Below are 25035 nucleotides of genomic sequence, written 5' to 3'. Positions count from 1 at the left end.
CTCGCAGCGCCTCCGGAATCGGGTTGAATAGACGGATGCGCTCGTTCGAGCGCGGAGAGCGTGAGGTCCATGGCCCGCCAGAGTCCCCCCGGTGAGGTGCTGCCGTCGGCCGCACCCGGGCCGGTGACCGCCGGCCACGAGCCCTTCTCCGAGCAGGACATCCGCGCCCTCGTCGGAACCGCCGCCGTCGAGAAGGGCACCGCTTACGCGGACGAGGGCCGCGTGCGCGAGCTGCAGTGGTTCGGCGGCCGCACCCGCCTCTTCGGCCAGGTCCGCGGATCCGGGCGCTCGCCGTACGCCGTGAGCGTGCAGCTCCGCGACGAGGGCGAGCACTGGACCCTCCTCGGCGGCGCCTGCAGCTGCCCGGTCAAGCACGAGTGCAAGCACGTCGCCGCCGTCCTGATCGAGGCCCTGCGCCGCGAGCGCGAGGGCGGAGTGGCCGGTCCCTTCCCGGGCGAGGCCGCTGTCGACGCCGTCCCGGAGTGGCGCAGCGCGCTCGCCCCGCTCCTCGCCGGCGCGGAGCGCTCGCACACCGGCATCCCGCTCGGCCTGCAGTTCGAGCTGCTGCCCGGCGAGCCCGTGCGTCGCCCGCCCGGCCGCTACAACTCCTACCGGCCGCCGCCCGAGCCGCGCCCGCGCCTGGGCGTGCGCCCGGTGCGGATGGGCGACCGCGATCGCTGGGTCCGCACCGGCACCAGCTGGCGCGACCTCGGCTACCTGCACTACAGCCACGACTACGACGAGCGCCAGATCGACGTGATCCGCGAGATGCAGGGCCTGCTCTCCGGGCACAGCGCCTCCAGCTACTACTCGCCCGACACCTGGCTCTACCTCGACCAGTGCCGGAGCGAGGCGATCTGGGCGGCCCTGCACGGCGCCGTCCGCGCGGGCATCGGCCTGGTGATGGGCGACCGCGACCAGACGCCGCTGAAGATCCTCGACACGACGGCGACCGCCTCCATCGACGTCACGCGCACCGCCGCCGGCCTCGAGCTGCGCTCGCTCGTCGCGATCGGCGACCACCCGGCGCCCGAGGAGTTCGGCTTCATCGGCGACCCGGCCGTCGGCCTCTACACGTGGGAGGGCGGCGACGAGATGCGCGCCCGCCCGGTCACGCTCATCCCGTTCGCCGCGCCGCTGCTGTCCTCCGCGCGCACGTTCCTCTGGAGCCGCGAGGCCATCCGCATCCCGGTGGCCGAGGAGTCGGCGTTCCTCACCGAGCACTACCAGCGGCTGCACCGGCTGTTCGACATCGTCTCCCGTGACGGCTCCTTCGAGGCGCCGGCGGTGCCCGAGCCGCGCCTCGGCCTCACCCTCGAGCACACCGATGGCGCGGGCCTGCGCGGCTCGTGGTGGTGGCGCTACGGAGTGGAGGGAGCGCGCGGCGGCGTGGACGCCGAGCGGCTCCCGCTGCGGGTCGGCGAGGACGCGGGCTACCGCGACCCCGAGGCCGAGCAGCGGATCCTCGACTCCCTCGTGGGAGCGGGTCTCGACCCGGAGTCGACGCCCGCCCTGGTGTCCCCGTCGAGCAGGCGCCTGCGCCCCACCTTCGACCTGCGCGGCATGCAGACCGTCGGCTTCCTCACCGGCGAGGTCGAGCGGCTCCGCGAGCTCGGCACCGTCGAGATCGAGGAGATCGGCGAGCGCGTCGAGTACCGCGAGGCGCAGACCGCCCCCGTGGTCGCCGTGCAGACCGTCGCCCAGCCCGACAGCCGCGACTGGTTCAACCTCGAGATCTCCGTCACCGTCAACGACGAGGCGGTCCCGCTGGCCGAGATCTTCCTCGCGCTCGCCCGCGGCGACGAGTACATGGTGCTGCCCAGCGGCGTCTACTTCGCCCTCGACGACGAGCGGTTCGGCCGCCTCCGCGAGCTGATCGCCGAGGCCCGCGAGCTCTCGGACGACCCCGGCGAGACCCTGCGGATCAGCCGGTTCCAGTCCTCCCTCTGGGACGAGCTGGTCGAGCTGGGCGTCGTGGAGGCCCAGGCCGCCGCCTGGCGCCGCTCCGTGGAGGGGCTCTCCGGCTTCACCGCGACCGGTGCGCTGGAGTCGCGGGTCCTGCCCGAGGGCTTCGCCGTGGAGCTGCGGCCCTACCAGCAGCTCGGCTACGACTGGCTCTCGTTCCTCTACGACAACCAGCTCGGCGGCGTGCTCGCCGACGACATGGGCCTGGGCAAGACCGTGCAGTCCCTCGCCCTGGTCACCCGGGTGATGCAGGAGCAGCGCGCCGCGGCCGCGGAGGCGGGCACCTCGCCGCGCCCGTTCCTCGTCGTCGCGCCCACCAGCGTGGTGCCCAACTGGGTCGGCGAGGCCAAGCGCTTCGCCCCGGACCTCCGCGTCGTCGGGATCGACGAGACGTCGAAGAAGAAGCGGAAGGCGCTCTCGAGCGTCATCGGCGAGGCCGAGCTGGTCGTCACCTCCTACGCCCTGTTCCGGCTCGACTACGAGTCGTACTCGGGCATCCAGTGGTCGGGGCTCCTCCTCGACGAGGCGCAGTTCGTCAAGAACCGCCAGTCGGCGACGCACCAGCTCGCGCGCCGGCTCGACGTGCCCTTCAAGCTGGCCATCACGGGAACGCCGATGGAGAACAACGTGATGGAGCTCTGGTCGCTGCTGTCGATCGTCGCTCCGGGCCTGTTCCCCTCGCCCGCCGGGTTCGTCGAGTTCTACCAGAAGCCGATCGAGCGCGAGGCCGACAGCGAGAAGCTCTCGCAGCTGCGGCGGCGCATCCGCCCGCTGATGCTGCGGCGCACCAAGGAGCTCGTCGCCAAGGAGCTGCCGCCCAAGCAGGAGCAGACCCTCGAGGTCGAGCTCGGCCCGAAGCAGCGGAAGGTCTACGACACCTACCTGGCGCGGGAGCGGCAGCGCGTGCTGGGCCTGATCGGCGACTTCGAGAAGAACCGCTTCGCGATCTTCCGCGCGCTGACCGTGCTGCGCCAGGTCGCGCTCGACGCGGCACTGGTCGACGAGGCGCACGAGAGCGTGCCCTCGACCAAGCTCGACCTGCTCGACGAGCTGCTGGGCGACGCCCTCGGCGAGGGGCACCGCGTGCTGGTGTTCAGCCAGTTCACGCGGTTCCTCGGCCGGGTCCGCGGCCGGCTGGACGCGGCGGGCATCGAGTACGCCTACCTCGACGGAGCGACGAAGAAGCGCGACGAGGTCATCGAGCGGTTCCGCTCGGGCGCGGCGGGCGTGTTCCTGATCTCGCTCAAGGCCGGCGGCTTCGGGCTCAACCTCACCGAGGCCGACTACTGCATCCTGCTCGACCCGTGGTGGAACCCCGCCACCGAGTCGCAGGCGGTCGACCGCGCGCACCGCATCGGCCAGACCCGCTCGGTCATGGTCTACCGCCTGGTCGCGAAGGACACGATCGAGGAGAAGGTGATGGCCCTCAAGGAGGCGAAGGCCGCGCTCTTCGCCGCGGTCATGTCGGACGACGGCGCGGCGGCCACCGGCGGGATCACCGCCGAGGACGTGCGCGAGCTGCTGGGCTGAGCGCCGCCGCTACTCGCGCACCTGCTCCAGCAGGGTCGTGACGGCGGCGCGGGTGTCGGCGGCGAGCCGACCGAGGCGGTGCGCGGCACGGATCGACACCGGCCGGTACGGGTGCACGAGCCGCCGGGCCGCCGTGCAGGGCAGCGCGAACGCCGCGACGACGCCCGCGTCGATCCCGTCGAGTCCGCCGTCGTCCCGGCCGAAGACGAGCTCCCGGCCCTCGCGCGCGAGAGCCTCCGGCAGGTCGGCCTCGCCGATCGGGAGGCGCAGCACGGCGAGCAGGCCGGCCGCCTGCACCCGGCGCGGCAGCGGGCGTCCGAGGCGTCCCGCCGCGTGCACCGTGAAGAAGTCGGCCTGCCGCTCCAGGATGCCCGTGACCGTCTCGGCGAGGCGCTCCATCTCGGGGTGCAGCGAGAGCCGGGCGAGCCGGCGGTAGCCGTGCACCGCGACCCGGGCGTCCACCGCGAGGGCCAGCGCGACGGGGCCGGCGAGGGAGGCCGCGGCGCGGTCGAGGAGCGGGCGCGACCTCACCGTCGGCTCCGGCGGGCGGATGTCGATGCCGCGGATCTGCGGCGAGGCCGCGAGCACGTCGCCCAGGGCGTCGGCGATCCGGTGCCGCTCGGCGGCCCAGACGGACGCGAACGCGCGGACCTGCTCGTCGGGGTGGGCGCGCGCGAGGGGGAGCACCCGGGCCACGGTGGCGTGCTCGATCGCCCGCAGGTACGCGGTAGCGACGATGGCCTCGCGGTCCAGCGGCACCTCCTCGAACTCGCGCACCGAGAAGTGCTCGCGCAGGGCGCCGTGCGCGCTGCGGTGGTGGTCCTCGAGGTCGAACGGTTCCGCGATGCCCACGTCGTGCTCCTCCGCTAGTCCGGTCCCTCCATCCTGGGCCCCCGGTGCGAGAGGCGGAAGAGCACGCGCCCATCCCTGGGACACTGGGAGCCGGTCATCAGGCGGCCGGGGGAGCAGGGCGGGATGAGCGGGGCCCGGACCTCGGCGATCGGCGCCGTCCTCCTCGCCGCCGTCTGCTTCGGCACGACGGGGACCGCCCAGGCCCTCGGAGCGGCGGGCGTGGATCCGCTCCTCCTCGGGGCGGCGCGCATCGTCCTCGGCGGCGCCCTGCTGGCCGCTCTCCTCGGCGTGGAGGCTCTGCGCCGGCGGAGCCGCTCCCGCCCGACCCGCGCCGTCGTGCTGCTCGTCGTGCTCGGAGCGGTCGGCGTCGCCGCGTACCAGCCCGCCTTCTTCACCGGCACCGCGCAGAACGGCGTCGCGGTCGGTACGATCGTCGCCCTCGGCTCCGCTCCCGCCTTCACCGGCCTGCTGGAGTGGCTCGTCCTGCGGACGACCCCGGGCCCGCGCTGGTTCGCCTCGACCGCGCTCGCCGCGGTCGGCGTGGTGCTCCTCAGCGGCGGCGGATCCGGCGGCGTGACGCTCCCCGGCCTCGCCGCCTCGGCCGGCGCCGGCGCCTCCTACGCGCTCTACGCCGTCTGCGGCAAGCTGCTGCTCGAGCGCGGGCTCAGCCCCGTCGCCGCCATGGGAGCCCAGTTCGGAGCCGCGGCGCTGCTCGCGCTCCCGTTCCTGCTGCTGGGCGATCCGTCGCGGCTCTCCGGCTCGATCCCGGCCGTGCTCTGGCTCGGAGTGGTGACGGTCGCCGTGGCCTACACCTTCTTCGCGCGCGGCCTGCGAGCGCTTCCCGCGGCGACCGTCTCGACGCTCACCCTCCTGGAGCCGGCGACCGCGACCCTCCTCGGCGTGGCGGTGCTGGGCGAGCGGCTGACCGCGGGAGCTGTTCTGGGCATCGCGGTGCTGGTGGCGGCGGTGCTGCTGCTGGCGGTGCGGGGGCGCGGCCGCTCCGGTGCGCGGAGAGAGGCGCCGGCGCGCTCCGCGGAGTAGCGTCGACTCCCACCGACCCGACGACGAGGCGGAGCGCATGACCAACCCGTGGCTGGCCCGCCCTGGCAGCGGTCGGCGGCGCGCGCTGGTCGAGGAGTCGTGGGAGCGCGCGCGGCGGCGGCGCCTCGATCCGGACCGGCTGACGGCACCGCTCTCGTTCTCGGGAGACGACCTCCGCGAGTACCGCACCGGGCATCCGCTCGCCTCGGTCCTCCCGGTGATCCGCCGCCTGCTGGTGCGCGACGCCGACGAGGACAGCGGCGTGCTGGTCGCGGTGGGCGATGCGCTCGGGCGGCTGCTCTGGATCGACGGGGACCAGCACCTCAAGAGCCTCGCCGAGGGGATGTCGTTCGTCGAGGGCGCGGCGTGGGCCGAGCCCGACGTCGGGACGTCCGCGCCGGGGACGGCCCTCGTGCTCGATCACGGCGTGCAGATCCACGGCGCCGAGCACTTCGCCTCGCTCGTGCACCCGTGGAGCTGCACCGCCGTCCCCGTGCACGACCCCGAGACGCACGAGATCCTCGGAGTGATCGACATCACCGGCGGCGCCGACGTCGTCGCCCCGCAGACCCTCCCGCTGATGGAGGCGACCGCCGCCGCCGTCGAGAGCGAGCTGATGGTGCAGCGGCTCCTCCGCCCGCGGCGGCCCGCTGCACGGAGCACAGCGGCGGCCCGGGCGCCGAGCCTGCGGGTCCTCGGGCGCGAGACGGGCCTGGTGACGGCCGCCGGAGCGACGCTCGAGCTGAGCACCCGGCACGCCGAGATCCTGACCCTGCTCGCCTGGCACCGGGCCGGGCTCTCGGCCGAGCAGCTCGCCCTCCTGCTCCACGGCCGGGACGACGCGGTGGTCACCGTCCGCGCCGAGATGGTGCGGCTGCGCCGCGCGCTCGAGCCGACCCTCCCGCGCCTGGTGCCCCTCTCGCGCCCCTACCGCCTGGCGAGCCCGGTCGACCTCGACGCCCGCCAGGTGCTGGGCCTGCTCGACCGCGGCTCCCACCGTCTCGCCCTGGACGCCTACCGGGGCGCGCCGCTGCCCTCGTCCGAGGCGCCGGGGATCCGGGCGATCGCCGTCGAGCTGCGCCTGCGGGTGCGGGCGAGCGTCCTCGCCGATGCGGCGCCCGCGACCCTCCTCGCCTGGGCGGAGGGCCCGGACGGCCGCGACGACGCGGAGGTGTGGCGGGAGCTCCTGCGCGTCCTCCCGCCCCGCTCGCCCCGCCGTGCCGGTGTCGCCGCGCACCTCGAGACGATCGAGGCGGAGCAGCGCTGAGCCGTTCCGGTCGCTCCCGGGAGTGCCGCCGGAGCCGTGAGGCCGCGGAGCCGTCTCGCTAGCCTCGACGCATGAGCACCCTCGCACCACCTCCCCGGGCCCTCGCGAGCGGAGTCGCGGGGGGTCTGCTCCTGATGGCGGTCTTCACGATGTGGTGGGCGAGCGACACCACGGTCGGCTGGCCGGCTCCGGCGGCGACGACCGCCGTGACCGTCTGCGCGCTCGCGGCCGTGGTCTTCGCCGTGCAGGCCGTCCGCCTCCTCGTCGCCCGGCGGAGGATGGCGGTGGAGCTCACCGACGCCGACCGCGCGGCGAAGCCGAACGGTCTGCTGTTCGGGGCGGTCTTCGCCGCGGAGGGCGTGCTGATCGGTGTCGCGGTGGGCGTCCTCACCGGCACCGGGCTCGAGCGGTTCCTCGTGCCGGCCATCGCCGTGATCGTGGGCCTGCACTTCTACCCGATGGCGAGGATCTTCGGCCGGACCCTCGACCTCTGGCTCGCCACCTGGACGACGCTGGTCGGAGCGATCGGAGTCGTCGTGGTCCTCGTCGACGGCTCCGCCTGGCCGCAGGTGTGGTCCTGGGTCGGCGCGGGGGCCGCAGCGGCCACGGTGACCTACGGCGTCTACATGAGCCGGATCGCCCAGCACCTGCTCGCGAGCGTCTGAGGTCCGGGCCGCGGGGCCCTCCTCCTCGGGCGGCCGCGTCTCCGCCCGGCCGGTCCGGTCTCCGTCCTCGCCGCTCCCGCCGGTGCGTCGACCCGTGCAACGTCGTGCAACCCCCCGCGACGTAGCGTCAGGACCGGGCGCCCACCCCGCGCCCACGACAACGACGTCGATGGAGGTCCACATGACGCTGTACGCCGACCAGGTCGCCGAGCAGGCACCGCAGGAGCCGGGTTCCACGGTCTACGCGAATCCAGGTACGGAGGGATCCGTCGCCTCCTTCCGCTCGCGCTACGACCACTACATCGGAGGCGAGTACGTCGCCCCCGCGAGCGGCCAGTACTTCGAGAACATCACCCCGATCACCGGGAAGCCCTTCTGCGAGATCGCCCGCGGCACCGCCGCCGACGTCGACCGCGCCGTCGAGGCGGGCTGGAAAGCGTTCGCGAGCTGGGGGAAGACCAGCCCCGCCGAGCGCTCGAACATGCTCCTGAAGATCGCCGACCGCATGGAGGCGAACCTCGAGCTGCTCGCCGTCGCCGAGACGTGGGAGAACGGCAAGCCCGTGCGCGAGACCCTCGCCGCCGACATCCCCCTCGCGATCGACCACTTCCGCTACTTCGCCGGAGCGATCCGCGCGCAGGAGGGAGGCGTCTCCGAGATCGACCACGACACGATCGCGTACCACTTCCACGAGCCGCTGGGTGTGGTCGGGCAGATCATCCCCTGGAACTTCCCGATCCTGATGGCCGTGTGGAAGCTCGCGCCGGCGCTCGCCGCAGGCAACTGCGTAGTGCTGAAGCCGGCCGAGCAGACGCCGGCGTCCATCCACGTGCTGCTCGACCTGATCGGCGACCTCATCCCCGCCGGCGTGCTCAACGTCGTCAACGGATTCGGATTCGAAGCGGGCGCCCCGCTCGCCTCCCACCCGCGCATCCGCAAGATCGCCTTCACCGGCGAGACGACCACCGGCCGCCTGATCATGCAGTACGCCAGCGAGAACCTCATCCCGGTGACGCTGGAGCTGGGCGGCAAGAGCCCCAACGTGTTCTTCGCCGACGTCGCCGCGGAACGCGACTCCTTCTACGACAAGGCGCTCGAGGGCTTCTCGTTCTTCGCCCTCAACCAGGGCGAGGTCTGCACCTGCCCGTCGCGGGCGCTCGTGCAGCGCTCGATCTACGACGACTTCGTCGGTGACGGCCTCGAGCGGGTCAGGCGGATCAAACAGGGCAACCCGCTCGACACCGCCACGATGATCGGCGCCCAGGCCTCGAACGACCAGCTCGAGAAGATCCTCTCCTACATGGACATCGGCAAGCAGGAGGGAGCGAAGCTGCTCATCGGCGGCGACCGCGCCGACCTCGGCGGCGAGCTCAGCGGCGGCTACTACGTCAACCCGACCGTGTTCGAGGGCCGCAACTCGATGCGCATCTTCCAGGAGGAGATCTTCGGACCCGTCCTCGCCCTCACCTCCTTCGACGACTTCGACGACGCGATCGGCATCGCCAACGACACCCTCTACGGCCTCGGCGCCGGAGTGTGGAGCCGCAACGGCGCCCAGCTCTACCGCGCCGGCCGGGCCATCGAAGCCGGCCGCGTCTGGTCGAACACCTATCACCAGTACCCCGCGCACGCGGCGTTCGGCGGGTACAAGCAGTCGGGCATCGGACGCGAGAACCACAAGGTGATGCTCGACCACTACCAGCAGACGAAGAACCTCCTCGTCTCCTACGCGGAAGGACCGATGGGCTTCTTCTGAGTCGGTTCGCACGGGCTCCTCGTTCCTCGTCGCCCGTGCCGCGGTCGGCTCGCCGATGTGGCCGGGTGGGGAGGAGCGGGGAGCGTCCGCACCGAGACGGATCCGCTGGCACGCGGATCCGCCGTTCGGTGCTGGGCCCTTCGGGCGAGGAACCCGACGGCGCGCGGAAGGACGGTGCTCGGCCCTGCGGGCGAGGCACCTGGCGGCGCGCGGGAGAACGGTGCTCGGCCCTTCGGGCGAGGCACCTGGCGGCGCGCGGGAGAACGGTGCTCGGCCCTTCGGGCGAGGCATCGGACGAAGGGGCGCCCCCTCATGTTGATCGAGTAGTCCGCTCAGCGGCGTATCGAGACGCCGCCCGGAGGAGCGTCCGCCGTCAGCGGTCGGGCGCACACAGACATTCCGCACCACGAGCGAAGGAGCACCACTCATGACCTCCACGAGGGTCGACGTCACTGCGGAGGCGGCCGGCATGCTCCGCCGGATGACGGCGCTGCACGGGCCGCTCATGTTCCACCAGTCGGGCGGATGCTGCGACGGCAGCTCCCCGATGTGCTTCCCCACCGGGATGTTCCGCACCGGCGCCTCGGACGTGCTCGTCGAATCGCTCCGGCTCGACGGCTTGGACCCGATCGACTTCTGGATGTCCCGCTCCCAGTTCGAGTACTGGAAGCACACCCACCTCACCGTCGACCTCGTCGACGGGCGGGGCAGCGGATTCAGCGTCGAAGCACCCGAGGGCAAGCGCTTCATGATCCGCAGCCGACTGCTCACCGACGACGAGCTCGTCGAGTTCGGGCTGCTCCCCGCCGGAGCCGTCGAGCCCTGCGCCGGCTTCCCTGACCCGTTCCCCCTGACCCGTTCCCGTCGCAGATCCTCGCCGACCGGCGACGTCCCTGACCTGCGGTGTCAGCCGCCCGGAGCGGGAGCGGGCGGCGCCTTCCCCGTGCTCAGCTGCACGCCCACCACCGAGCCCTTGTCCACGCGGGTGCCCGCGGCCGGACCGGTGCCGGCCACGGTGTTCATCGGCTGCGTGGAGTCGACCTGCGACGTCGCTCCGGGTGTGAGCCCTGCGGCGATCAGCGCCTGCGCGGCGGAGTCGCTGGTCCGGCCCGACAGGTCCGGCACGGTGACCTGCGGCGCCGCGATGAGCGACTGGTCGGCCTGCGGGAAGTCGGAGCCGCCGTAGCGGGAGTCGATCGCCGTCATCAACGGCTTCCAGATCCGGTGGCGGGCCGAGGGCGCCCAGCCGCTGTCGAAGTCGATCGAGTCGAGGTTCACCCTCGAGCCGTCCGCGCGTGCCGAGATGCTGCCGACCCAGACCGCGAGGGAGGTCTCGGTCGAGGCGCCGATGGCCCAGGTGTCGGCGGAGTTGTCGGTGGTGCCCGTCTTGGTGATGTGCTGGATGCCGTTCTTCGGATCGTCCTCGACACCCGTGCCCTCGGCGGTCACCTTGAGCATCGTGTACTGCATCGCCGAGGCGACCCTCGACGACACCGCCCGGCTGCAGGTCGTCTCCACCGGCTCGATCTCGCGGCCGTCCGCTCCGACGATCGCCGTGATCGCGACGGGGGTGCAGGTCGTGCCGTTCTCGGCGATGCCGGAGTAGGCGGTCGCCATGGTGAGCGGTGCGATCTCGTTGGTGCCGAGGACCGCTCCCGGCGACTGCACGAGCGCGGTCCCGTCCGCGCGGTGCACTCCGAAGGCCTCGGCCTGCTTGCGGATCTCGCACTGGTCGAGCAGGTGCGACATCCCGGTGAAGCCCGTGTTCAGCGAGTAGATCGTCGAGTACAGCGCCGTCTGGGTGTCGGTGTAGCCGCCGTCGCCGGCGTTCTTGGGGTTGTAGGAGTCGTAGTCCCAGGTGCCCTCGCAGCTGTCGGCGAAGCCGGTCCAGTTCTTCTGCTTCGAGTCGAACTGCTCGAGCAGGGTGTGCCCGCGGTCGAGCCACTCGGCGAGCGTGAACACCTTGTAGGCGGAGCCGGTCTGGAAGCCGTTGCCGCCGCCCGCGGACGCGTCGACGTTGAGGTTGATCGCCGAGAACTCCGGCCCGCTCGCGATCACGTCCGGGTCCTGGCTGTAGCGCTTGTTCTGCACCATCGTGAGGATGCGCCCGGTGCCGTTCTGGACGGCGACCGCCGTCGCCCCGACGTCGAAGCGCGGATCGGAGGAGGGGACCTGCTCGTCCATCAGCTCCTGCGCGGTCCTCTGCAGGTCGAGATCGATCGTCGTGTAGACCTTGATGCCGCCCTGCTTGATCGCCGCGTAGCGCTCGTCGTCGGTCGCTCCGAGCGCCGGGTCGTCGCGGAGGACGTGGGTCACGTAGTCGCAGAAGTAGGCCGCGCTGCCGGCCGTCTGGCAGCCGGTGGACGGTGGGGTGATGTCGGGGGTGATCGCCACGGCGGCCGCGGCGTCGTGCGCGGCCTGGTCGATGCTCCCCGTCTCGAGCATCCGGTCGAGGATGTAGTCGCGCCGCTCCCGGGTCTGCGCGTAGCCGTTCGCCTCGCCGTTGGCAGTGTCGTCCGGCCGGTCGAAGCGGAACTTCTCGGGGTTGTTCACGATCGCCAGGAGCGAGGCGGACTGCGCGAGGGAGAGGTCGGCCGCCGGGATGCCGTAGTAGTACTCCGCCGCGGCCTCGACGCCGTAGACGGTGCCTCCGAACAGCGCGATGTTGAGGTAGCCGAGGAGGATGTCGTCCTTCGAGGACACCTTCTCGAGCCCGATCGCGAGCCGCATCTCCTTGAGCTTGCGCTCGGCCGTGGTCGCCGTCGCCTCCGCGTACGCGCGGTCGCGGTCCGCCTCGTCCGGGATCGACTCGGCCTTCTGCACCAGCACGTTCTTCACGTACTGCTGCGTGATCGACGAGCCGCCCTGGGTGTCGCCGTCGAGGAGGTAGGTGCTGGCGATGGCGCGGAGGGTGCCCTGCAGGTCGATCCCGCCGTGGTCGTAGAAGCGCGGGTCCTCGCTCGCGACGAGCGCGTCCTTCACGGAGTCGGCGATCCGGTCGGCCGGGACCTCGATCCGGTTCTGGTCGTAGAAGGAGGCCAGCAGCGTCGGATCGTCCGGGTCGCCCGCGTAGACGTCGCTCTTCTGCATCAGGCGCCCGACCTCGAGGTAGCTCGGGAGGGACTGGAACGCCGAGATGGTGCCGGAGGTCGCCGCGCCGGTGAGCGCGGCGGCGGGGGCGACCACGAGCGAGGCGAGCAGACCCGCCAGGACGCTGACGATCACGAATCCGAACAGCGCGCCGAGAGCCCCGTGGACGGTTCGACGGGGCTGGAAGACGGGGACGTTCGGTCGCTTCAGGATGGATCCTCTCGCTGCACCAGCACCCTAGGCGAGGCCTGCGACATCCCCGACGAGGCGCGCCACGGCCGCGCCGGACGCCCGTCCGCCCGGAGTCGGCGCGACGGCGCCCGCGCAGGCTCGGCGCCACGACAGCAGAGGGGGCCGACCCCCGGAGGGATCGGCCCCTTCACGGGACGGGCGACGTCTCTACTCGATCAGGTCGCCGTTCAGGTCCGAGATGTCGTTCGGATTGGCCGGAGCCTTGCCCGTGCTCACCTGGAGGGGGATCACCCCGCCGGCGACCGCCGTCTCCTCCGCGCTCGGCGTCGTCGACACGACGGAGCCCTCCGGGATCGTCGCGGAGTCGACCGACTCGTGCATCCCGACGACGAAACCAGCGGCGGTGAGGATCGCCGTGGCGCTCTCGACCGTCTCGCCCGTGACGTCGGGGACCTCGGAGTTCGCCGCCGATCGCGGCGAGTACGCGAGCATCGAGGCCGGCGGTGCCGTGAAGTCGTCGCCGCCGTACTTCTCGTCGAGCGCCGTCATGATCGGCTTCCAGATGGCGTGCCGGGCGTTGGAGGCGCGGATGGTGCCCTTCTCGCCCGTCAGGCTGATGAAGCGCAGGTTCTGCTTGGTGTTGTCGGCGAAGCCGTTGATGCTGCCGACCCAGACCGCCAGGGAGGCGGCCTTGCTGGCGCCCGCCGTCCACACGTCGGCGGCCTCGTCGGTGGTGCCCGTCTTGCCGATGTGCTCGATCCCGTCGAAGGGGTTCGAGGCGTAGGCCGTTCCGGAGGTCATCACCCGCTGCATCGCGTACTGCATCCCTCGGGCGACCTCGGGCGACACGGAGGGCGTGCACGCCGATGCCGGGGCGGCGACGGCGTTGCCCTCGCTGTCGGTGATCCGGTCGATGACGATCGCCGAGCAGGTCGTGCCGTCGTTCGCGATCCCCGCGTAGGCGTTGGCCACCGTCAGGGGCGCGATCTCGTTCGTCCCGAGGACCGAGGCCGGCCCGTTGGCGAGCTCGCGGCCGTCGGCGCGGTGCATCCCGAACGACTCGGCGGTGGTGCGGATGTCGCAGAGGTCGAGCTGCTGCGCCATTCCCATGAAGCCGGTGTTGATCGAGTTCGTGGTCGCGCCGAGCGCGCTCATCGAGCTCGCGTCCTCCGACGGGTCGTCGTTGCGAGGCGAGAACTTGCCGTAGTAGCCGCCGTCGCCCTCGACGTTGCACTTCTGGGGGTAGGAGCTGAAGCCGGAGGTGGGGGAGGCGAACGACTCGTTGACGGTGTGCCCCGCCTTCAGCCACTGCGCCAGCGTGAACACCTTGTAGGTCGATCCGGTCTGCACGCCGGAGCCGCCGCCCATGCTGAGGTCGACGTTGAGGTTGATCGCGCTGTAGCCGGGGTTCGCGGCGAGGAACTGCTCGTCCTGGCTGTACTGCGTGTTCTGCACCATGGAGAGCACGCGGCCCGTCTTCGCCTCGACGGAGGCGGCCGTCGCGCCGACCTGGAAGCGCGGGTCGACGGAGGGGATGTAGGCGTTGAGCGCCGCCTGCGAGACCTGCTGGATGTCGAGGTCGAGGGTCGTCACGACGTCGAAGCCGCCCTGGCGGATGCGCTGGTAGCGCTCGTCGTCGGTCGCCCCGAAGACGGAGTCGTTGCGGAGGACGTTCAGCACGTAGTCGCAGAAGTACGCGGCGTTGCCGGCGGTGGTGCAGCCGGTCGAGGGCTCCGTGATGTTCGGGGTGATCGGCTCGGCGACGGCGGCGTCGTGCGCGGCCTGGTCGATCCGGCCGTGCTTGAGCTCCTCCGACAGGATGTAGTCGCGGCGCTCCTTGGTGGCGGCGTAGCCGTTGGCGGCGCCGTTCGCCTCGTCGCCCGGGTTGTCGAAGCGGAACTTCGCCGGGTTGTTCACGATCGCCAGCAGCGCGGCCGCCTGCGAGGTCGAGAGCTGGCTCGCGGGGATGCCGTAGTAGTAGTTCGCCGCGGCCTCGATGCCGTAGACGGTGCCCCCGAAGAGGGCGATGTTGAGGTAGCCGAGCAGGATGTCGTCCTTCGACGCCTCCTTCTCGAGTCCGATCGCGAGGCGCATCTCCTTGAGCTTGCGCTCGGGGGTCGGGTCCGTCGCCTCCTGGTAGGCCTTGTCGCGCGCGGCCTCGTCGGTGATCGACTCCGCCTTCTGCACCAGGACGTTCTTGACGTACTGCTGCGTGATCGACGACCCGCCCTGCAGGTCGTCGCCCGTCAGCGTGACGGCGATGGCCCGGAGCGTGCCCTGGAGGTCGATGCCGCCGTGCTCGTAGAAGCGCGGGTCCTCGCCGGCGACGGCGGCGTCCTTCGCGGACTGCGCGACGTCGTCCCAGCCGACCTCCACGCGGTTCTGGTCGTAGACGGAGGCGAGGAGGGTCGTTCCGTCGCTCGCGTAGACGTTGGTGCGCTGCATCAGCTGGCCCACGTCGAGGTAGCCCGGCAGGTTCTGGAACATGCCGATCGTGTTGCTCGTCGCCAGGCCCGTCAGCGCGAGAGCCGGCGTGACGCCGACGGTGATCAGGACGCCCGCCACGGCGCTCATCCCGATGAACCCCATGACCGCCCGCAGCGACATCCCGAGCGGCCGGACGGAGCGGCGGGATGCAGTGGGAAGTGCCATGGAGCGGTCGTCCTTTCGACGCGGCGCGGGGCCGCGGAGATGTGAGGGAGGGTGGCGAGAAGCCTCGCGAGCAGTCGCGCGATCCCCCGAGTTCATGGTACGTGACGGGTGCGCCCGCGGGGCGTCCTCCTCCCGGTGGAGATGAGGAGCTGGCGGGTGATGCGCAGGAGCGGGCGCGTCCGGGGTGCTGACCTCGGGTCGATGCATCCGTATCGTGGGGGGAGCGCCGCTCCGAGGGGCGCTGCAGCACCCGTTCCACCCACCGCTCCGGGGCCCCGGGCGGCCGGCCCCGGCAGAAAGCGCACACCATGGCACGCATCCACGACGACGTGACCCAGCTCGTCGGCAGGACCCCTCTCGTCCGCATCAACCGGCTGGAGGGCGCCGACCAGGCGACGGTCCTCGCCAAGCTCGAGTTCTACAACCCTGCGAACAGCGTGAAGGACCGCATCGGCGTCGCCATCATCGACGCGGCCGAGGCCTCCGGCGAGCTGCACCCCGGCGGGACGATCGTCGAGGGCACGAGCGGCAACACCGGCATCGCGCTCGCGATGGTGGGTGCCGCCCGCGGCTACAAGGTCGTCCTCACGATGCCCGAGACGATGTCCGTCGAGCGCCGGGTCCTCCTCCGCGCCTACGGAGCCGAGATCGTGCTCACCCCCGGCAGCGAGGGCATGCGCGGAGCGGTCGAGCGCGCCCGCGCGATCGTCGACGAGACCCCCGGCGCGATCCTCGCCCGCCAGTTCGAGAACGCCGCCAACCCCGAGGTGCACCGCCGCACCACCGCGGAGGAGGTCTGGGAGGACACCGACGGCGAGGTCGACGTCTTCGTGGCCGGCATCGGCACCGGCGGCACCATCACGGGAGTCGGCCAGGTGCTCAAGGAGCGCAAGCCCGGTGTGCAGATCATCGGAGTGGAGCCGATCGACTCCCCGCTCCTCACCCAGGGCACCGCCGGTCCGCACAAGATCCAGGGCATCGGCGCCAACTTCGTCCCCGCGATCCTCGACCGCGAGGTCTACGACGAGATCATCGACGTGACGCTCGACGACTCCGTGCGGGTGGCCCGCGAGATGGCCGCGCAGGAGGGGATCCTCGGCGGCATCTCCTCCGGCTCGATCATGTGGGCCGCGCTCGAGGTCGCGAAGCGCCCCGAGAACGCGGGGAAGACCATCGTCGCCATCGTCTGCGACTTCGGCGAGCGGTACATCTCGACCGTCCTGTACGAGGACCTCCGCAGCTGAGCCCCTCAAGACGAGGCGGGACGCCCCGCTCCGGACGCGACGGTCGGCCGGAGCGCCGCGTCCCGTCCGGACCGGAGCGTCCCGGGCTCCTCGCCCTGCTCCGCGAGGACGTCCGCACCGCCCGGGAGCGCGACCCCGCCGCCCGGAGCGCGGTGGAGGTCGTCCTCTCCTACCCGGGAGTGCACGCGGTCTGGGTGCACCGCGTCGCGCACGCCTGGTGGCGGCGCGGCCTCCGCCTGCCCGCCCGGCTGCTCAGCCAGGCGGCGCGCGCGGCGACCGGGGTGGAGATCCACCCCGGTGCGACCATCGGCCGACGCCTGTTCATCGACCACGGCATGGGCGTCGTCATCGGCGAGACCGCGCGGATCGGCGACGACTGCATGCTCTACCACTCCGTCACGCTGGGCGGGAGGTCGGCCCGGCGCGAGCGTCGGCACCCCACGCTCGGCGACCGGGTGGTCGTCGGCGCCGGCGCGGTCGTCCTGGGCCCGCTCGTGCTCGGATCCGACGTCAGCGTGGGCGCGAACGCCGTCGTGGTGAAGGACGCGCCCGACGGAGCGGTGCTCGTCGGCATCCCGGCCCGCGATCTGCGCGATCAGGGCGGGGAGGAGGACCCGCTCGCCGGGTCCGGCCGCTCCACCGGCCCGGCGGGACGCGTCTAGCCGGCGACGCTCAGTCGTCGCCCCTCGGCGAGATGTCGCGCGGGGCGCTCTTGATCTGCGCGAAGGCGTCCAGTGCGTGCGCCCGCGTCTCCTTGAGGTCGACGAGGGGCGCCGGGTAGCCGTCCGCGCCTCCGGTCAGCGTGTCCCCTAGCGTCCACGGCTCGTGCACGGCGGCGCCCTCGACTCCGCCGAGCTCCGGCACGTTGTGGCGGATGTACTCGCCGGCCGGGTCGAACTTCCTCGACTGCGTGACCGGGTTGAAGACCCGGAAGAACGGCGACGCATCGGCTCCCGAGCCCGCGACCCACTGCCAGTTCGCGGCGTTGCTCGCCGGGTCCGCGTCGACCAGGGTGTCCCAGAACCACTCCTCGCCCACCCGCCAGTCGACCAGCAGGTTCTTGATCAGGAACGACGCGGTCACCATCCGGACCCGGTTGTGCATGTAGCCGGTGCTCCAGAGCTCGCGCATGCCGGCGTCCACCAGGGGGTAGCCGGTGCGCCCCTGGTGCCAGGCGGCGATCGCCTCCTGGCCGGGGCGTCCCCACGGGAAGGAGTCGAACCGGGTGTCGAAGTTCGCGGTCGCCAGATCCGGCCAGTGGAACAGCAGGTGGTAGCAGAACTCGCGCCAGAGCACCTCGGAGAGGAACCGGTCGCTGCCGTCGCCGCGGTGCAGGCCCTTCGCGTGCGCCTCCTCCAGGGCGTGCCACACCTGGAAGGGGCTGATCTCGCCCCACCTCAGGTGCGGGGAGAGGTTCGAGGTGGCGTCCTCCGCCGGCCGGTCGCGGCCGTCGGCGTAGTCGTCGAGCTGCTCCGCGAGGAACGCGCGCAGCCGGTCGGCCGCCGCCTTCTCGCCGGGGACCCAGCGCTCGCGCAGCCCTCCCGCCCAGTCGGGACGCGTGGGCAGCAGCTCCCAGTCGTCGAGGGAGTCGGAGGCGATCTCTCCCGTGACGCCGTCGAGCGAGCGGGGGCGGGGGAGCGGCGCGCGCGGCGTCGGCTTGGCGCGGCAGGCGCGGGCGAAGGGCGTGTAGACGGAGTAGGGGCCGCCGGCGCCGGTCTGCACGGTCCACGGCTCGAACATCAGCGAGCCCTGGTGGCTCTCGGCCTCGAGGCCGCCGTTGCGGAGCGATTCCTTCACCGCCGCGTCGACGGTGCGCTCGGCCCTCCCGTAGCGGCGGTTCCAGTGCACGGCTCCGGCGCCGATCTCCTCGGCGAGCTGGAGGACGACGGCCTCGGCCGGCCCACGGCGCAGGATCAGCGGGGCGCCGTGCTCGCGCAGGTCGGCGGCGAGGGCTGCGAGGCTGCCGTGCAGCCACCAGCGGGAGGCGCCCCCGAGCGGACGGATGCCCGCCGACTCCTCGTCGAGCACGTAGCAGACCGCGACGGGGCCGCCACGGTCGATCGCGGCGCGCAGAGCGGGGTTGTCGGCCAGGCGCAGGTCGTCGCGGAGCCAGACGAGGGTGGGGGAGGTGTCACTCATGGTGACCACCATGATCCGCGAGTCCCGCGCCGCGGCGAAGACCTGGCCGGTCGCTGCGGCCCGTGCTAGCGGGGACGGATCAGGCGGAGACGATGCCGTCGCGGAGCTTGTCGCAGAGCGCGGTCAGCTGCTTCAGCTCGTTTTCGTCGAGGACGCCGCCGACCTGCTCCGAGATGGTCCTCATGTGGGTGAGCGCGACGCGGCGGAAGAGCGCGTAGCCCTCGTCGGTGATCGCGATGATCGTGCCGCGGGCGTCCGCCGGATCCTCGCTCTTCTCGACGCAGCCGCGGGCGGCGAGCCGGTCGATCAGCCTGCTGACGCTGGGCTGCGTCAGGAGGACGTGCCGGTTCAGGTCGCGCAGCCGTGCGCGCCGACCGGGCTGCCGGGTGAGGTTGAAGAGCACGTCGTACTCGTTCATCGAGATCTCCCGCGAGGGGAACTCGGTGCTCAGGGTGCGCATCACCTGGACCTGGGCGCGGAAGAGCGACTCCCAGGCGGCGACGGCCTCTCTCGACCCCACTGGTCCTCCTTCACGGCACTCAGGAAGCGGTTCCCTGACATCCAGACGCCGTACAGCCTACGCCGGGGTGCTGGGAGGAGGGGAGTCGGAGGAAGGGGGCCGGGGGAACGACAGAAGGCCGGCCGCTGAGGCGAGCGGCCGGCCTTCATTCCCTTGCACCAAGAGTGTCCTGCAATCACTTCTCGCGCTTCCCGCCACAGCAAACGGTCGACGCACTTGAACTATATAACGACCCGGTAACGACGCAACCCTCTCTTTCCTGAATCCTCCCTGAGCCCCCCCCGCCGTCTCCATCGCCGCGCCCGCCCCCTGCTCCGATGGCCGCCTCCGGCGCCCGACGCACCCGCCCGCTGCCCGCCGGAGTCCGCAACGAACTGCACCGATCCCCTGACCCCCCAGACCCGAGGATCGACCTCTGCTCTCGTTCGTCGCCGACGCGGCCCGGGCCCGATCATCCAGCCCCGCGGGCGCGCCCCGCCCCGATCCGCCTTCGACCACGCAGCGGGCCGTCGAGCAGCCCTTTCCAGGGGAGGGGCGGTGCGCGCACATCTCCGGAGGTCGGGAGGACGTTCCGCCCTCGAGGCGAACGCGGGAAACGCGTGTCAGCGTTTCCCGCTAGCCGGTCGCGACCCGCTCTCCGAATCGCGACCACCGGTGAAGCCGACCGCGGTGAGGAGAGCGCAAGCGCTCTCCTCACGGTTCAGAACAGATCCGGCGACGGCGTCGACGCGTAGCGGATGGCGACGTCGGCGTGGCGGTCGAAGCGGTAGCCGACTCCGCGGACGGTGCGCACGATCTCCTCGTAGCGGCCGAGCTTGGCGCGGAGGCGGCGGACGTGGACGTCGATGGTGCGCTCGTTCGGCGCGTCGTCGTCCGCGGCGCCCCAGAGCGAGGCGATGAGCTCGGCGCGCTCGATGGTGCGGCCCTCGCGGAGCACGAGGTACTGGAGGAGCTCGAACTCCTTGTAGGTGAGGGGGGTGGTCTCCTCGTCGAGGATGACGCGCTTGCGGGAGATGTCGATGACGACGCCGCCGGGTGCACGGTCGGGGTCGGGCTCGGCGTCGGAGCGGCGCTTGGCGACGGCGGCCGGGTCCTGCAGCGCGAGGCGGACCACGTCCACGTCGCGGCCGCCGGCGCCCTGAGGGGCGAGGGCGACGGAGGCGTAGGTCTCGGCGTCGGGGGCGAGCTGCGCCGTGACGCGCTTGAGCTCCTCGACCAGGCGGCCGAGGTCGACTCCGGCGGCACGGGCCTTGGCCTCGTCGATGCCGACGTAGAGGGCGAAGCCGCGGGCCTCGGTGCCCTGGGGGACGGCGCGGAGGCGGGGTGCTGCGGGCGCGGCGTCGGCGACCGGCTGGAGGCGGGGCGCCTCGGTGGAGGTGGCGGCGGTGACGGTGCGGGTGTGGAGGAGGGTCATGACGAGTCCTTGGCTGGTCGGATCCGGGACGAGTGTCCGAGGGTGCGGATCCGGGTGTGCGCGATCGAGCCGGCCCGCGGTGCGCGGTGGCGGCAGAGACGGATGCGGGGCATCCAGGGGATCGTCCGCGCCTCGGACGCTCAGCCGATCGTGACGATCAGCGGGCGGAGGCGGTGCGGGGATCCGGCGAGGTCAGTTCCTCATGCACACATTCGACAGCACATGACGGGGCCACCGGCCATCATCATGCCGGCATTCCCGATGGCCTCGAGGGAGGTCAGGGCGTGCAGGGTGTCAGTCATGTCCGTCAGTAAAGCGGAGGCCGGTGCACGGCGTCAACACTTCCGTGGGGATGGACGGCGCGTCGGGGGTGGTTCCGGTGCTCGGGAGGAGGCGCGAGTCGTGACGGGGGATCGCGATGCGGCCGCTGCGCGGGCTGCTCGATCAGCAGGACGGGCGGTGCCGGACGGTCTCGCTGAGGGGGTGTCGAGACCCTCGCTGCGCCGGCCGACCGGCACGGCTCAGCGGGGCTCCCTGTTCCGGGGCGCGACGCGAGGCCCGCTCGTCCGGGGGCCGGTGGGCTCAGCCCGCGAGGCCGTAGAGGCGGTCGCCCGCGTCGCCGAGGCCGGGGACGATGTAGCCGAGCTCGTTGAGCTTCTCGTCGAGGGAGCCGAGGACGATGGTCACGTCGCGGTCGCCGAAGGCCTTCTCGACGGCGGCCAGGCCCTCGGGGGCGGCGAGCAGGCAGACGGCGGTGACGTCGACCGCTCCCCGGTCGAAGAGGAACTGGATGGCCGCGACGAGCGAGCCGCCGGTCGCGAGCATCGGGTCGAGGACGAAGCACTGGCGGTTCGACAGGTCGTCGGGCAGGCGCTCCGCGTACGTGGTCGGCTCGAGCGTCTCCTCGTTGCGCGCCATGCCCAGGAAGCCGACCTCGGCGGTCGGGATGAGCTTGACCATGCCCTCGAGCATCCCGAGGCCGGCCCGGAGGATCGGGACGACCAGCGGCTGCGGGTCGCTGAGCGCGAGGCCGGTGGTCTGCGTCACAGGGGTCTCGATGGTGACGGTGCGGGTGCGGACGCCGCGGGTGGCCTCGTAGGCGAGGAGCGTCATCAGCTCCTCGGCGAGCTGCCGGAAGGTGGGGGAGGGGGTGCGCTTGTCACGCAGCACGGTGAGCTTGTGGGTGATCAGCGGGTGGTCGGCTACGTGGACGCGCATAAGCTCAATCTACTGGCCGGAGCGGCGCCCCACCGGCCGCAGCGGGCCGCCGCAGGAGGGGGAGCGATGCGCGACAGCGATCTCCGCGTCCCCCGCCGCTCCGAGGAGTGGATGGGCCTGGCGCTCGGCGAGGCGCGGCGGGCCGCGGGTTGGGGCGACGTCCCCGTGGGCGCGGTGGTCCTCGACTCGGAGGGGGTCGTGCTCGGGCTCGGGCGCAACGAGCGCGAGCTGCGGCGGGATCCGACGGCGCACGCCGAGGTGGTCGCGATCCGCGCGGCGGCCGAGGCCCGCGGCGACTGGCATCTCGAGGGCTGCACGCTGGTGGTCACGCTCGAGCCGTGCGTGCTCTGCGCCGGAGCGATCCTGGCGGCGCGGATCGACCGCGTCGTCTTCGGTGCGTGGGACGAGAAGGCGGGCGCCTCCGGATCCGTGCACGACCTCCTCCGCGACCGCCGGCACAACCACGTGGTCGAGGTGTACCCCGGGGTCCGCGCCGCGGAGTGCTCGCGGCTCCTGCTCGACTTCTTCGCCGACCGCCGCTGACGCCGACCGCCGCTGACGCCGAGCGCCGCCGAACCCCTCAGCTCGGAGCGCCCAGCCACTCCGTCAGCGCGAGCCGCGTCGCCGCGTGCATCCGCTCGAAGCGCTCCGCCGCGACGTCGTCGGCGAGCACGGCGGCGTCGTAGCCCGCCGCTCCTGCCCACTCCCCGTCGCCCTCGAGCCACTGCGCGGCCATCGTGCCGGTCAGCTCGGGGTGGAACTGCACGCCGAGGAGCCAGTCCTCCACGGCGAACGCCTGCACCTCGCCCGCCGGCGACGACGCCAGCAGCGCTGCTCCGCTCGGCAGCGCGAAGGTGTCGCCGTGCCACTGCATCACGTCGACGCCGGCGAGGTGCCGGAGCGGGGAGCCGGCGCCCTCCTCCGTGAGCACGACCGGGCGGAAGCCGACCTCGCGGGCCGATCCGGGATGGACGGACTCGCCCAGGGCGGTCGCGATCAGCTGCGCTCCGAAGCAGACGCCGAGCGTGGGACGGCGGTGGTGCATCCGGTCCTGCAGGAGCGCGATCTCGGGGCTGATGAAGGGGTGCCGCGAGGTCTCGTAGACGCCGGCGCTGGAGCCGAGCGTGACGACGAGGTCGGGGGCGAGGATGTCGATCGCGTCGAGGTCCGTCCCTGCGACGGCGTCGACGGCGAACCCCCGCTCGGTCAGCATCGGCTCGAGCGCGCCGAGCCCGGCACCGCGCTCGTTGACGATCGCCAGGGCCCGGCGCATCTCAGGCGCTCCCGTGCGGCGCGGCCGGCGGGGAGGCGGCGGGCGGAGCGGAGGCGGCCGGAGCGGCCGCGGCGGCCGTCCCTTCCGCCTCCGTCACGGCCGGACGGGCCGCCGCCGATCCTGCGCGTCCACGGTCGACGTCGGGCTCGAGGTAGATCGTGGTGGCGGCGGGAACGGCCTCGCGGATCCGCCTCTCCGCCGCGTCGATCCCGGCGGCCACGTGCTCGAGGGTCTCGGCGGCCGGGAAGGCGAGCTTCGCGGCCACGAGGATCTCGTCCGGCCCGAGGTAGAGGGTGCGCATGTGGATGACGCGCTCGACGTCGCGCCCGGCCTCGAGCGCGGCGCGGATCGAGGCGGCGTCGGCGTGGGTCGCCCCCTCGCCGACCAGCAGGCTCTTCGTCTCGACGCCCAGCACGATCGCCACCACGATCAGCAGGGTGCCGATCATGATCGTTCCGATCGCGTCGTAGACCGAGTCGCCGGTTATCACGGTCAGCCCGACTCCGAGCAGCGCGAACGTCAGGCCAGTGAGCGCGGCGACGTCCTCGAGGAGCACGACCGGCAGCTCCGGCGCCTTCGCCCGGCGGATGAACTGGAACCAGGACTGCGAGCCGCGGACCCGGTTCGACTCCTTCACTCCGGTGCGCAGCGAGTAGCCCTCGAGGCAGATCGAGATCACGAGGACCAGGATCGGCAGCCAGGCGTTCTCGAGCTCGTGCGGCTCGGCGATCTTCTCGATGCCCTCGTAGAGCGAGAAGACGCCGCCGACGGAGAACAGGATGATCGACACCACGAAGGCGTAGACGTAGCGCTCGCGCCCGTAGCCGAACGGGTGCTCCTCGTCGGCGGCCTTCCGCGACTTGCGGCCGCCGAGCAGCAGGAGCAGCTGATTGCCGGAGTCGGCGAGCGAGTGCACGCCCTCGGCGAGCATGGAGGCGGATCCGGAGAAGAACCAGGCGACGAACTTCGTCAGGGCGATGCCGAGGTTGGCCGCGAGCGCCGCGATGATCGCGGTGCCGCCTCCGGATGCGCTCACGTGGTCTCCTCGGGCTCGCCGCTGGATGGTCGGGCCATCCTACGAGGCGCCGGACCGCACCCGGACCCCCTTGCCGCGGGCTCTTCGTAGGATGAGCGGCGTGACCGATGCGCCCGTCCTGCTCCCGTCCATCGCCGTCCTCGGCCTCGGCTCGATGGGGGGCGCGATCCTCCAGGGCCTGCTGGCTCCCGGCGTGCGCGTCGAGGGGGGCGTGCGGGTGACCAACCGCGACTCCGCGAAGGCCGCCGCGTGGGACGGCCACCCGGTGGTCACCGCCTTCGCCACCGCGGACGACTCGGAGGCCAACCGGCGTGCGGTCGAGGGCGCGGCGATCGTGCTCGTGGCCGTCAAGCCGCACATGGTGCCGGACCTGCTCGACGAGATCGCCGACGCGCTCGCCCCGGGCGCGGTCGTCGTCTCCGTCGCCGCCGGTGTGACCGCGGCCACGTTCGAGCGGCACCTGCCCGCGTCCGTCGCCGTGCTCCGCTCGATGCCGAACACTCCCGCGGTCGTGGGCCGCGCCGTCACCGGCCTCAGCGCGGGCACGCGGTCCGGCGACGAGGACCTGGCGCTCGTGCGCCGCCTGTTCGAGACGGTCGGCGAGGTGGTCGAGGTGCCGGAGTCGCAGCTCGACGCGCTCTCGACGATCTCCGGCTCGGGGCCCGCCTACGTGTTCCTGCTGATCGAGGAGCTCATCGCGGCCGCTGTCGCGAAGGGCTTCACTCCGGAGCAGGCGTCGACGATGGTGGTCGGCACGTTCCGCGGCGCCGCCGAGCTGCTCGCGGACTCCGGCGAGGAGCCCGCGGAGCTGCGCCGGCGGGTCACGAGCCCGAAGGGCACCACCGAGCGGGCCGTCGCGGTCCTGCAGGAGGCCGACCTCGCCGCCCTCTTCACGCGGGCGACCGACGCCGCGCTGGCCCGCGCCCGCGAGCTCGCCGCCTCCTGACTCCGCCCTCCTCTCCGCGAGACGCCGCCCGGGTACGCGACACCCCGGAGCGGGCGTACCGGAGCGGCATCCCGCAGAGGAGGAGGGAGGGGGCGCGGGTCAGGAGCCGAGGGCCGCGAAGCGCTCGATGTCGCTGGGGGTGCCGCTGACCACGATGAGGTCGTGGTTCGAGACGACGGTCTGCTCGGTCGCGTAGGTGAAGGGCTTGCCCGGGCTCTTGACGCCGACGACGGTC

The 25035-nt window shown here is 72.5% G+C and carries 18 protein-coding genes and 2 pseudogenes; 10 read left to right on the top strand and 10 right to left on the bottom strand.

Annotation, left to right across the window (positions count from 1 at the left end; all coding sequences use genetic code 11):
- Positions 1–69 precede the first annotated feature (69 nt).
- Positions 70–3495 carry a DEAD/DEAH box helicase gene (locus C5C33_RS14585; protein ID WP_104224188.1) on the top strand — a complete coding sequence of 1142 codons (3426 nt, stop codon included), beginning with the start codon at positions 70–72 and terminating at the stop codon, positions 3493–3495.
- 9 nt (positions 3496–3504) lie between these two features.
- Here the strand turns inward: C5C33_RS14585 and C5C33_RS14580 are convergent, their stop codons facing one another.
- Positions 3505–4347 carry a hypothetical protein gene (locus C5C33_RS14580; protein ID WP_104225933.1) on the bottom strand — a complete coding sequence of 281 codons (843 nt, stop codon included), beginning with the start codon at positions 4345–4347 and terminating at the stop codon, positions 3505–3507.
- 123 nt (positions 4348–4470) lie between these two features.
- On the opposite strand from C5C33_RS14580, the gene C5C33_RS14575 reads away from it, so the two are divergent.
- The 5 genes and pseudogenes from C5C33_RS14575 to C5C33_RS14555 all read left to right on the top strand — a co-directional run.
- Positions 4471–5388: a DMT family transporter gene (locus C5C33_RS14575; protein WP_104261464.1), complete on the top strand. Its 918-nt coding sequence runs from the start codon at positions 4471–4473 to the stop codon at positions 5386–5388.
- A gap of 37 nt (positions 5389–5425) precedes the next feature.
- A complete protein-coding gene (locus C5C33_RS14570; RefSeq protein ID WP_104261463.1) occupies positions 5426–6655 on the top strand; it encodes a GAF domain-containing protein in 1230 nt (409 codons plus the stop codon).
- Positions 6656–6726: 71 nt separating this feature from the next.
- Positions 6727–7320: a hypothetical protein gene (locus tag C5C33_RS14565; RefSeq protein ID WP_104247016.1), complete on the top strand. Its 594-nt coding sequence runs from the start codon at positions 6727–6729 to the stop codon at positions 7318–7320.
- 181 nt (positions 7321–7501) lie between these two features.
- Entirely contained in the window at positions 7502–9076 is a 1575-nt protein-coding gene (locus C5C33_RS14560) for an aldehyde dehydrogenase family protein (RefSeq protein WP_104261473.1), read from the top strand.
- 427 nt (positions 9077–9503) lie between these two features.
- Positions 9504–9875: pseudogene (locus tag C5C33_RS14555) on the top strand (DUF779 domain-containing protein); the annotation flags it as partial.
- Between the two features lie 107 nt (positions 9876–9982).
- Here C5C33_RS14555 and C5C33_RS14550 read toward each other — a convergent pair.
- Positions 9983–12301: a transglycosylase domain-containing protein gene (locus tag C5C33_RS14550; protein WP_104261461.1), complete on the bottom strand. Its 2319-nt coding sequence runs from the start codon at positions 12299–12301 to the stop codon at positions 9983–9985.
- A gap of 264 nt (positions 12302–12565) precedes the next feature.
- Entirely contained in the window at positions 12566–15010 is a 2445-nt protein-coding gene (locus C5C33_RS14545) for a penicillin-binding protein (RefSeq protein ID WP_159939720.1), read from the bottom strand.
- Positions 15011–15318: 308 nt separating this feature from the next.
- Between C5C33_RS14545 and cysK the strand changes: the two genes are divergently transcribed.
- Positions 15319–16254, top strand: coding sequence for a cysteine synthase A (gene cysK / locus C5C33_RS14540; protein ID WP_104237779.1), 936 nt, complete (start codon positions 15319–15321; stop codon positions 16252–16254).
- A gap of 95 nt (positions 16255–16349) precedes the next feature.
- Entirely contained in the window at positions 16350–16916 is a 567-nt protein-coding gene (gene epsC, locus C5C33_RS14535) for a serine O-acetyltransferase EpsC (protein ID WP_104224204.1), read from the top strand.
- 10 nt (positions 16917–16926) lie between these two features.
- Here epsC and C5C33_RS14530 read toward each other — a convergent pair whose 3' ends face one another.
- From C5C33_RS14530 to upp, 4 genes are all read right to left on the bottom strand, one after another.
- Positions 16927–18393, bottom strand: a complete 1467-nt coding sequence (locus C5C33_RS14530) for a deoxyribodipyrimidine photo-lyase (RefSeq protein WP_104261472.1) — start codon at positions 18391–18393, stop codon at positions 16927–16929.
- Positions 18394–18472: 79 nt separating this feature from the next.
- The gene (locus C5C33_RS14525) at positions 18473–18853 is read right to left on the bottom strand and encodes a MarR family winged helix-turn-helix transcriptional regulator (protein ID WP_104261471.1); all 381 of its coding nucleotides are present in this window, start codon (positions 18851–18853) and stop codon (positions 18473–18475) included.
- Between the two features lie 760 nt (positions 18854–19613).
- Entirely contained in the window at positions 19614–20327 is a 714-nt protein-coding gene (locus C5C33_RS14520) for a winged helix-turn-helix domain-containing protein (protein ID WP_104224849.1), read from the bottom strand.
- 582 nt (positions 20328–20909) lie between these two features.
- Positions 20910–21545: a uracil phosphoribosyltransferase gene (gene upp, locus C5C33_RS14515; RefSeq protein WP_104224850.1), complete on the bottom strand. Its 636-nt coding sequence runs from the start codon at positions 21543–21545 to the stop codon at positions 20910–20912.
- Positions 21546–21611: 66 nt separating this feature from the next.
- Here upp and C5C33_RS14510 point away from each other — a divergent pair, with 66 nt between their 5' ends.
- Positions 21612–22088 carry a nucleoside deaminase gene (locus tag C5C33_RS14510; RefSeq protein ID WP_258065609.1) on the top strand — a complete coding sequence of 159 codons (477 nt, stop codon included), beginning with the start codon at positions 21612–21614 and terminating at the stop codon, positions 22086–22088.
- Between the two features lie 37 nt (positions 22089–22125).
- Here C5C33_RS14510 and C5C33_RS14505 read toward each other — a convergent pair whose 3' ends face one another.
- Together C5C33_RS14505 and C5C33_RS14500 are read right to left on the bottom strand one after the other, a co-directional pair.
- A complete protein-coding gene (locus tag C5C33_RS14505; protein ID WP_104261460.1) occupies positions 22126–22818 on the bottom strand; it encodes a gamma-glutamyl-gamma-aminobutyrate hydrolase family protein in 693 nt (230 codons plus the stop codon).
- A gap of 1 nt (position 22819) precedes the next feature.
- Entirely contained in the window at positions 22820–23854 is a 1035-nt protein-coding gene (locus C5C33_RS14500) for a cation diffusion facilitator family transporter (RefSeq protein WP_104261459.1), read from the bottom strand.
- Positions 23855–24008: 154 nt separating this feature from the next.
- Here C5C33_RS14500 and proC point away from each other — a divergent pair, with 154 nt between their 5' ends.
- On the top strand, positions 24009–24800 hold the full coding sequence (proC, locus tag C5C33_RS14495) for a pyrroline-5-carboxylate reductase (RefSeq protein WP_374953828.1): 792 nt from the start codon (positions 24009–24011) through the stop codon (positions 24798–24800).
- 99 nt (positions 24801–24899) lie between these two features.
- On the opposite strand, the pseudogene C5C33_RS19050 reads toward proC, so the two are convergent.
- Positions 24900–25035: pseudogene (locus tag C5C33_RS19050) on the bottom strand (TrkA family potassium uptake protein); the annotation flags it as partial.

The organism is Rathayibacter sp. AY1H3 (genome assembly GCF_002932015.1).
This window is presented reverse-complemented; position numbering and strand designations above follow the sequence as displayed.

Coding starts and splice junctions, on each gene's coding strand:
- C5C33_RS14585 (WP_104224188.1), top strand. CDS start 70: ATGGCCCGCCAGAGTCCCCCCGGTGAGGTGCTGCCGTCGGCCGCACCC.
- C5C33_RS14575 (WP_104261464.1), top strand. CDS start 4,471: ATGAGCGGGGCCCGGACCTCGGCGATCGGCGCCGTCCTCCTCGCCGCC.
- C5C33_RS14570 (WP_104261463.1), top strand. CDS start 5,426: ATGACCAACCCGTGGCTGGCCCGCCCTGGCAGCGGTCGGCGGCGCGCG.
- C5C33_RS14565 (WP_104247016.1), top strand. CDS start 6,727: ATGAGCACCCTCGCACCACCTCCCCGGGCCCTCGCGAGCGGAGTCGCG.
- C5C33_RS14560 (WP_104261473.1), top strand. CDS start 7,502: ATGACGCTGTACGCCGACCAGGTCGCCGAGCAGGCACCGCAGGAGCCG.
- C5C33_RS14545 (WP_159939720.1), bottom strand. CDS start 15,010: ATGGCACTTCCCACTGCATCCCGCCGCTCCGTCCGGCCGCTCGGGATG.
- cysK (WP_104237779.1), top strand. CDS start 15,319: ATGGCACGCATCCACGACGACGTGACCCAGCTCGTCGGCAGGACCCCT.
- C5C33_RS14530 (WP_104261472.1), bottom strand. CDS start 18,393: ATGAGTGACACCTCCCCCACCCTCGTCTGGCTCCGCGACGACCTGCGC.
- C5C33_RS14525 (WP_104261471.1), bottom strand. CDS start 18,853: ATGCGCACCCTGAGCACCGAGTTCCCCTCGCGGGAGATCTCGATGAAC.
- C5C33_RS14520 (WP_104224849.1), bottom strand. CDS start 20,327: ATGACCCTCCTCCACACCCGCACCGTCACCGCCGCCACCTCCACCGAG.
- upp (WP_104224850.1), bottom strand. CDS start 21,545: ATGCGCGTCCACGTAGCCGACCACCCGCTGATCACCCACAAGCTCACC.
- C5C33_RS14510 (WP_258065609.1), top strand. CDS start 21,612: ATGCGCGACAGCGATCTCCGCGTCCCCCGCCGCTCCGAGGAGTGGATG.
- C5C33_RS14505 (WP_104261460.1), bottom strand. CDS start 22,818: ATGCGCCGGGCCCTGGCGATCGTCAACGAGCGCGGTGCCGGGCTCGGC.
- proC (WP_374953828.1), top strand. CDS start 24,009: ATGGGGGGCGCGATCCTCCAGGGCCTGCTGGCTCCCGGCGTGCGCGTC.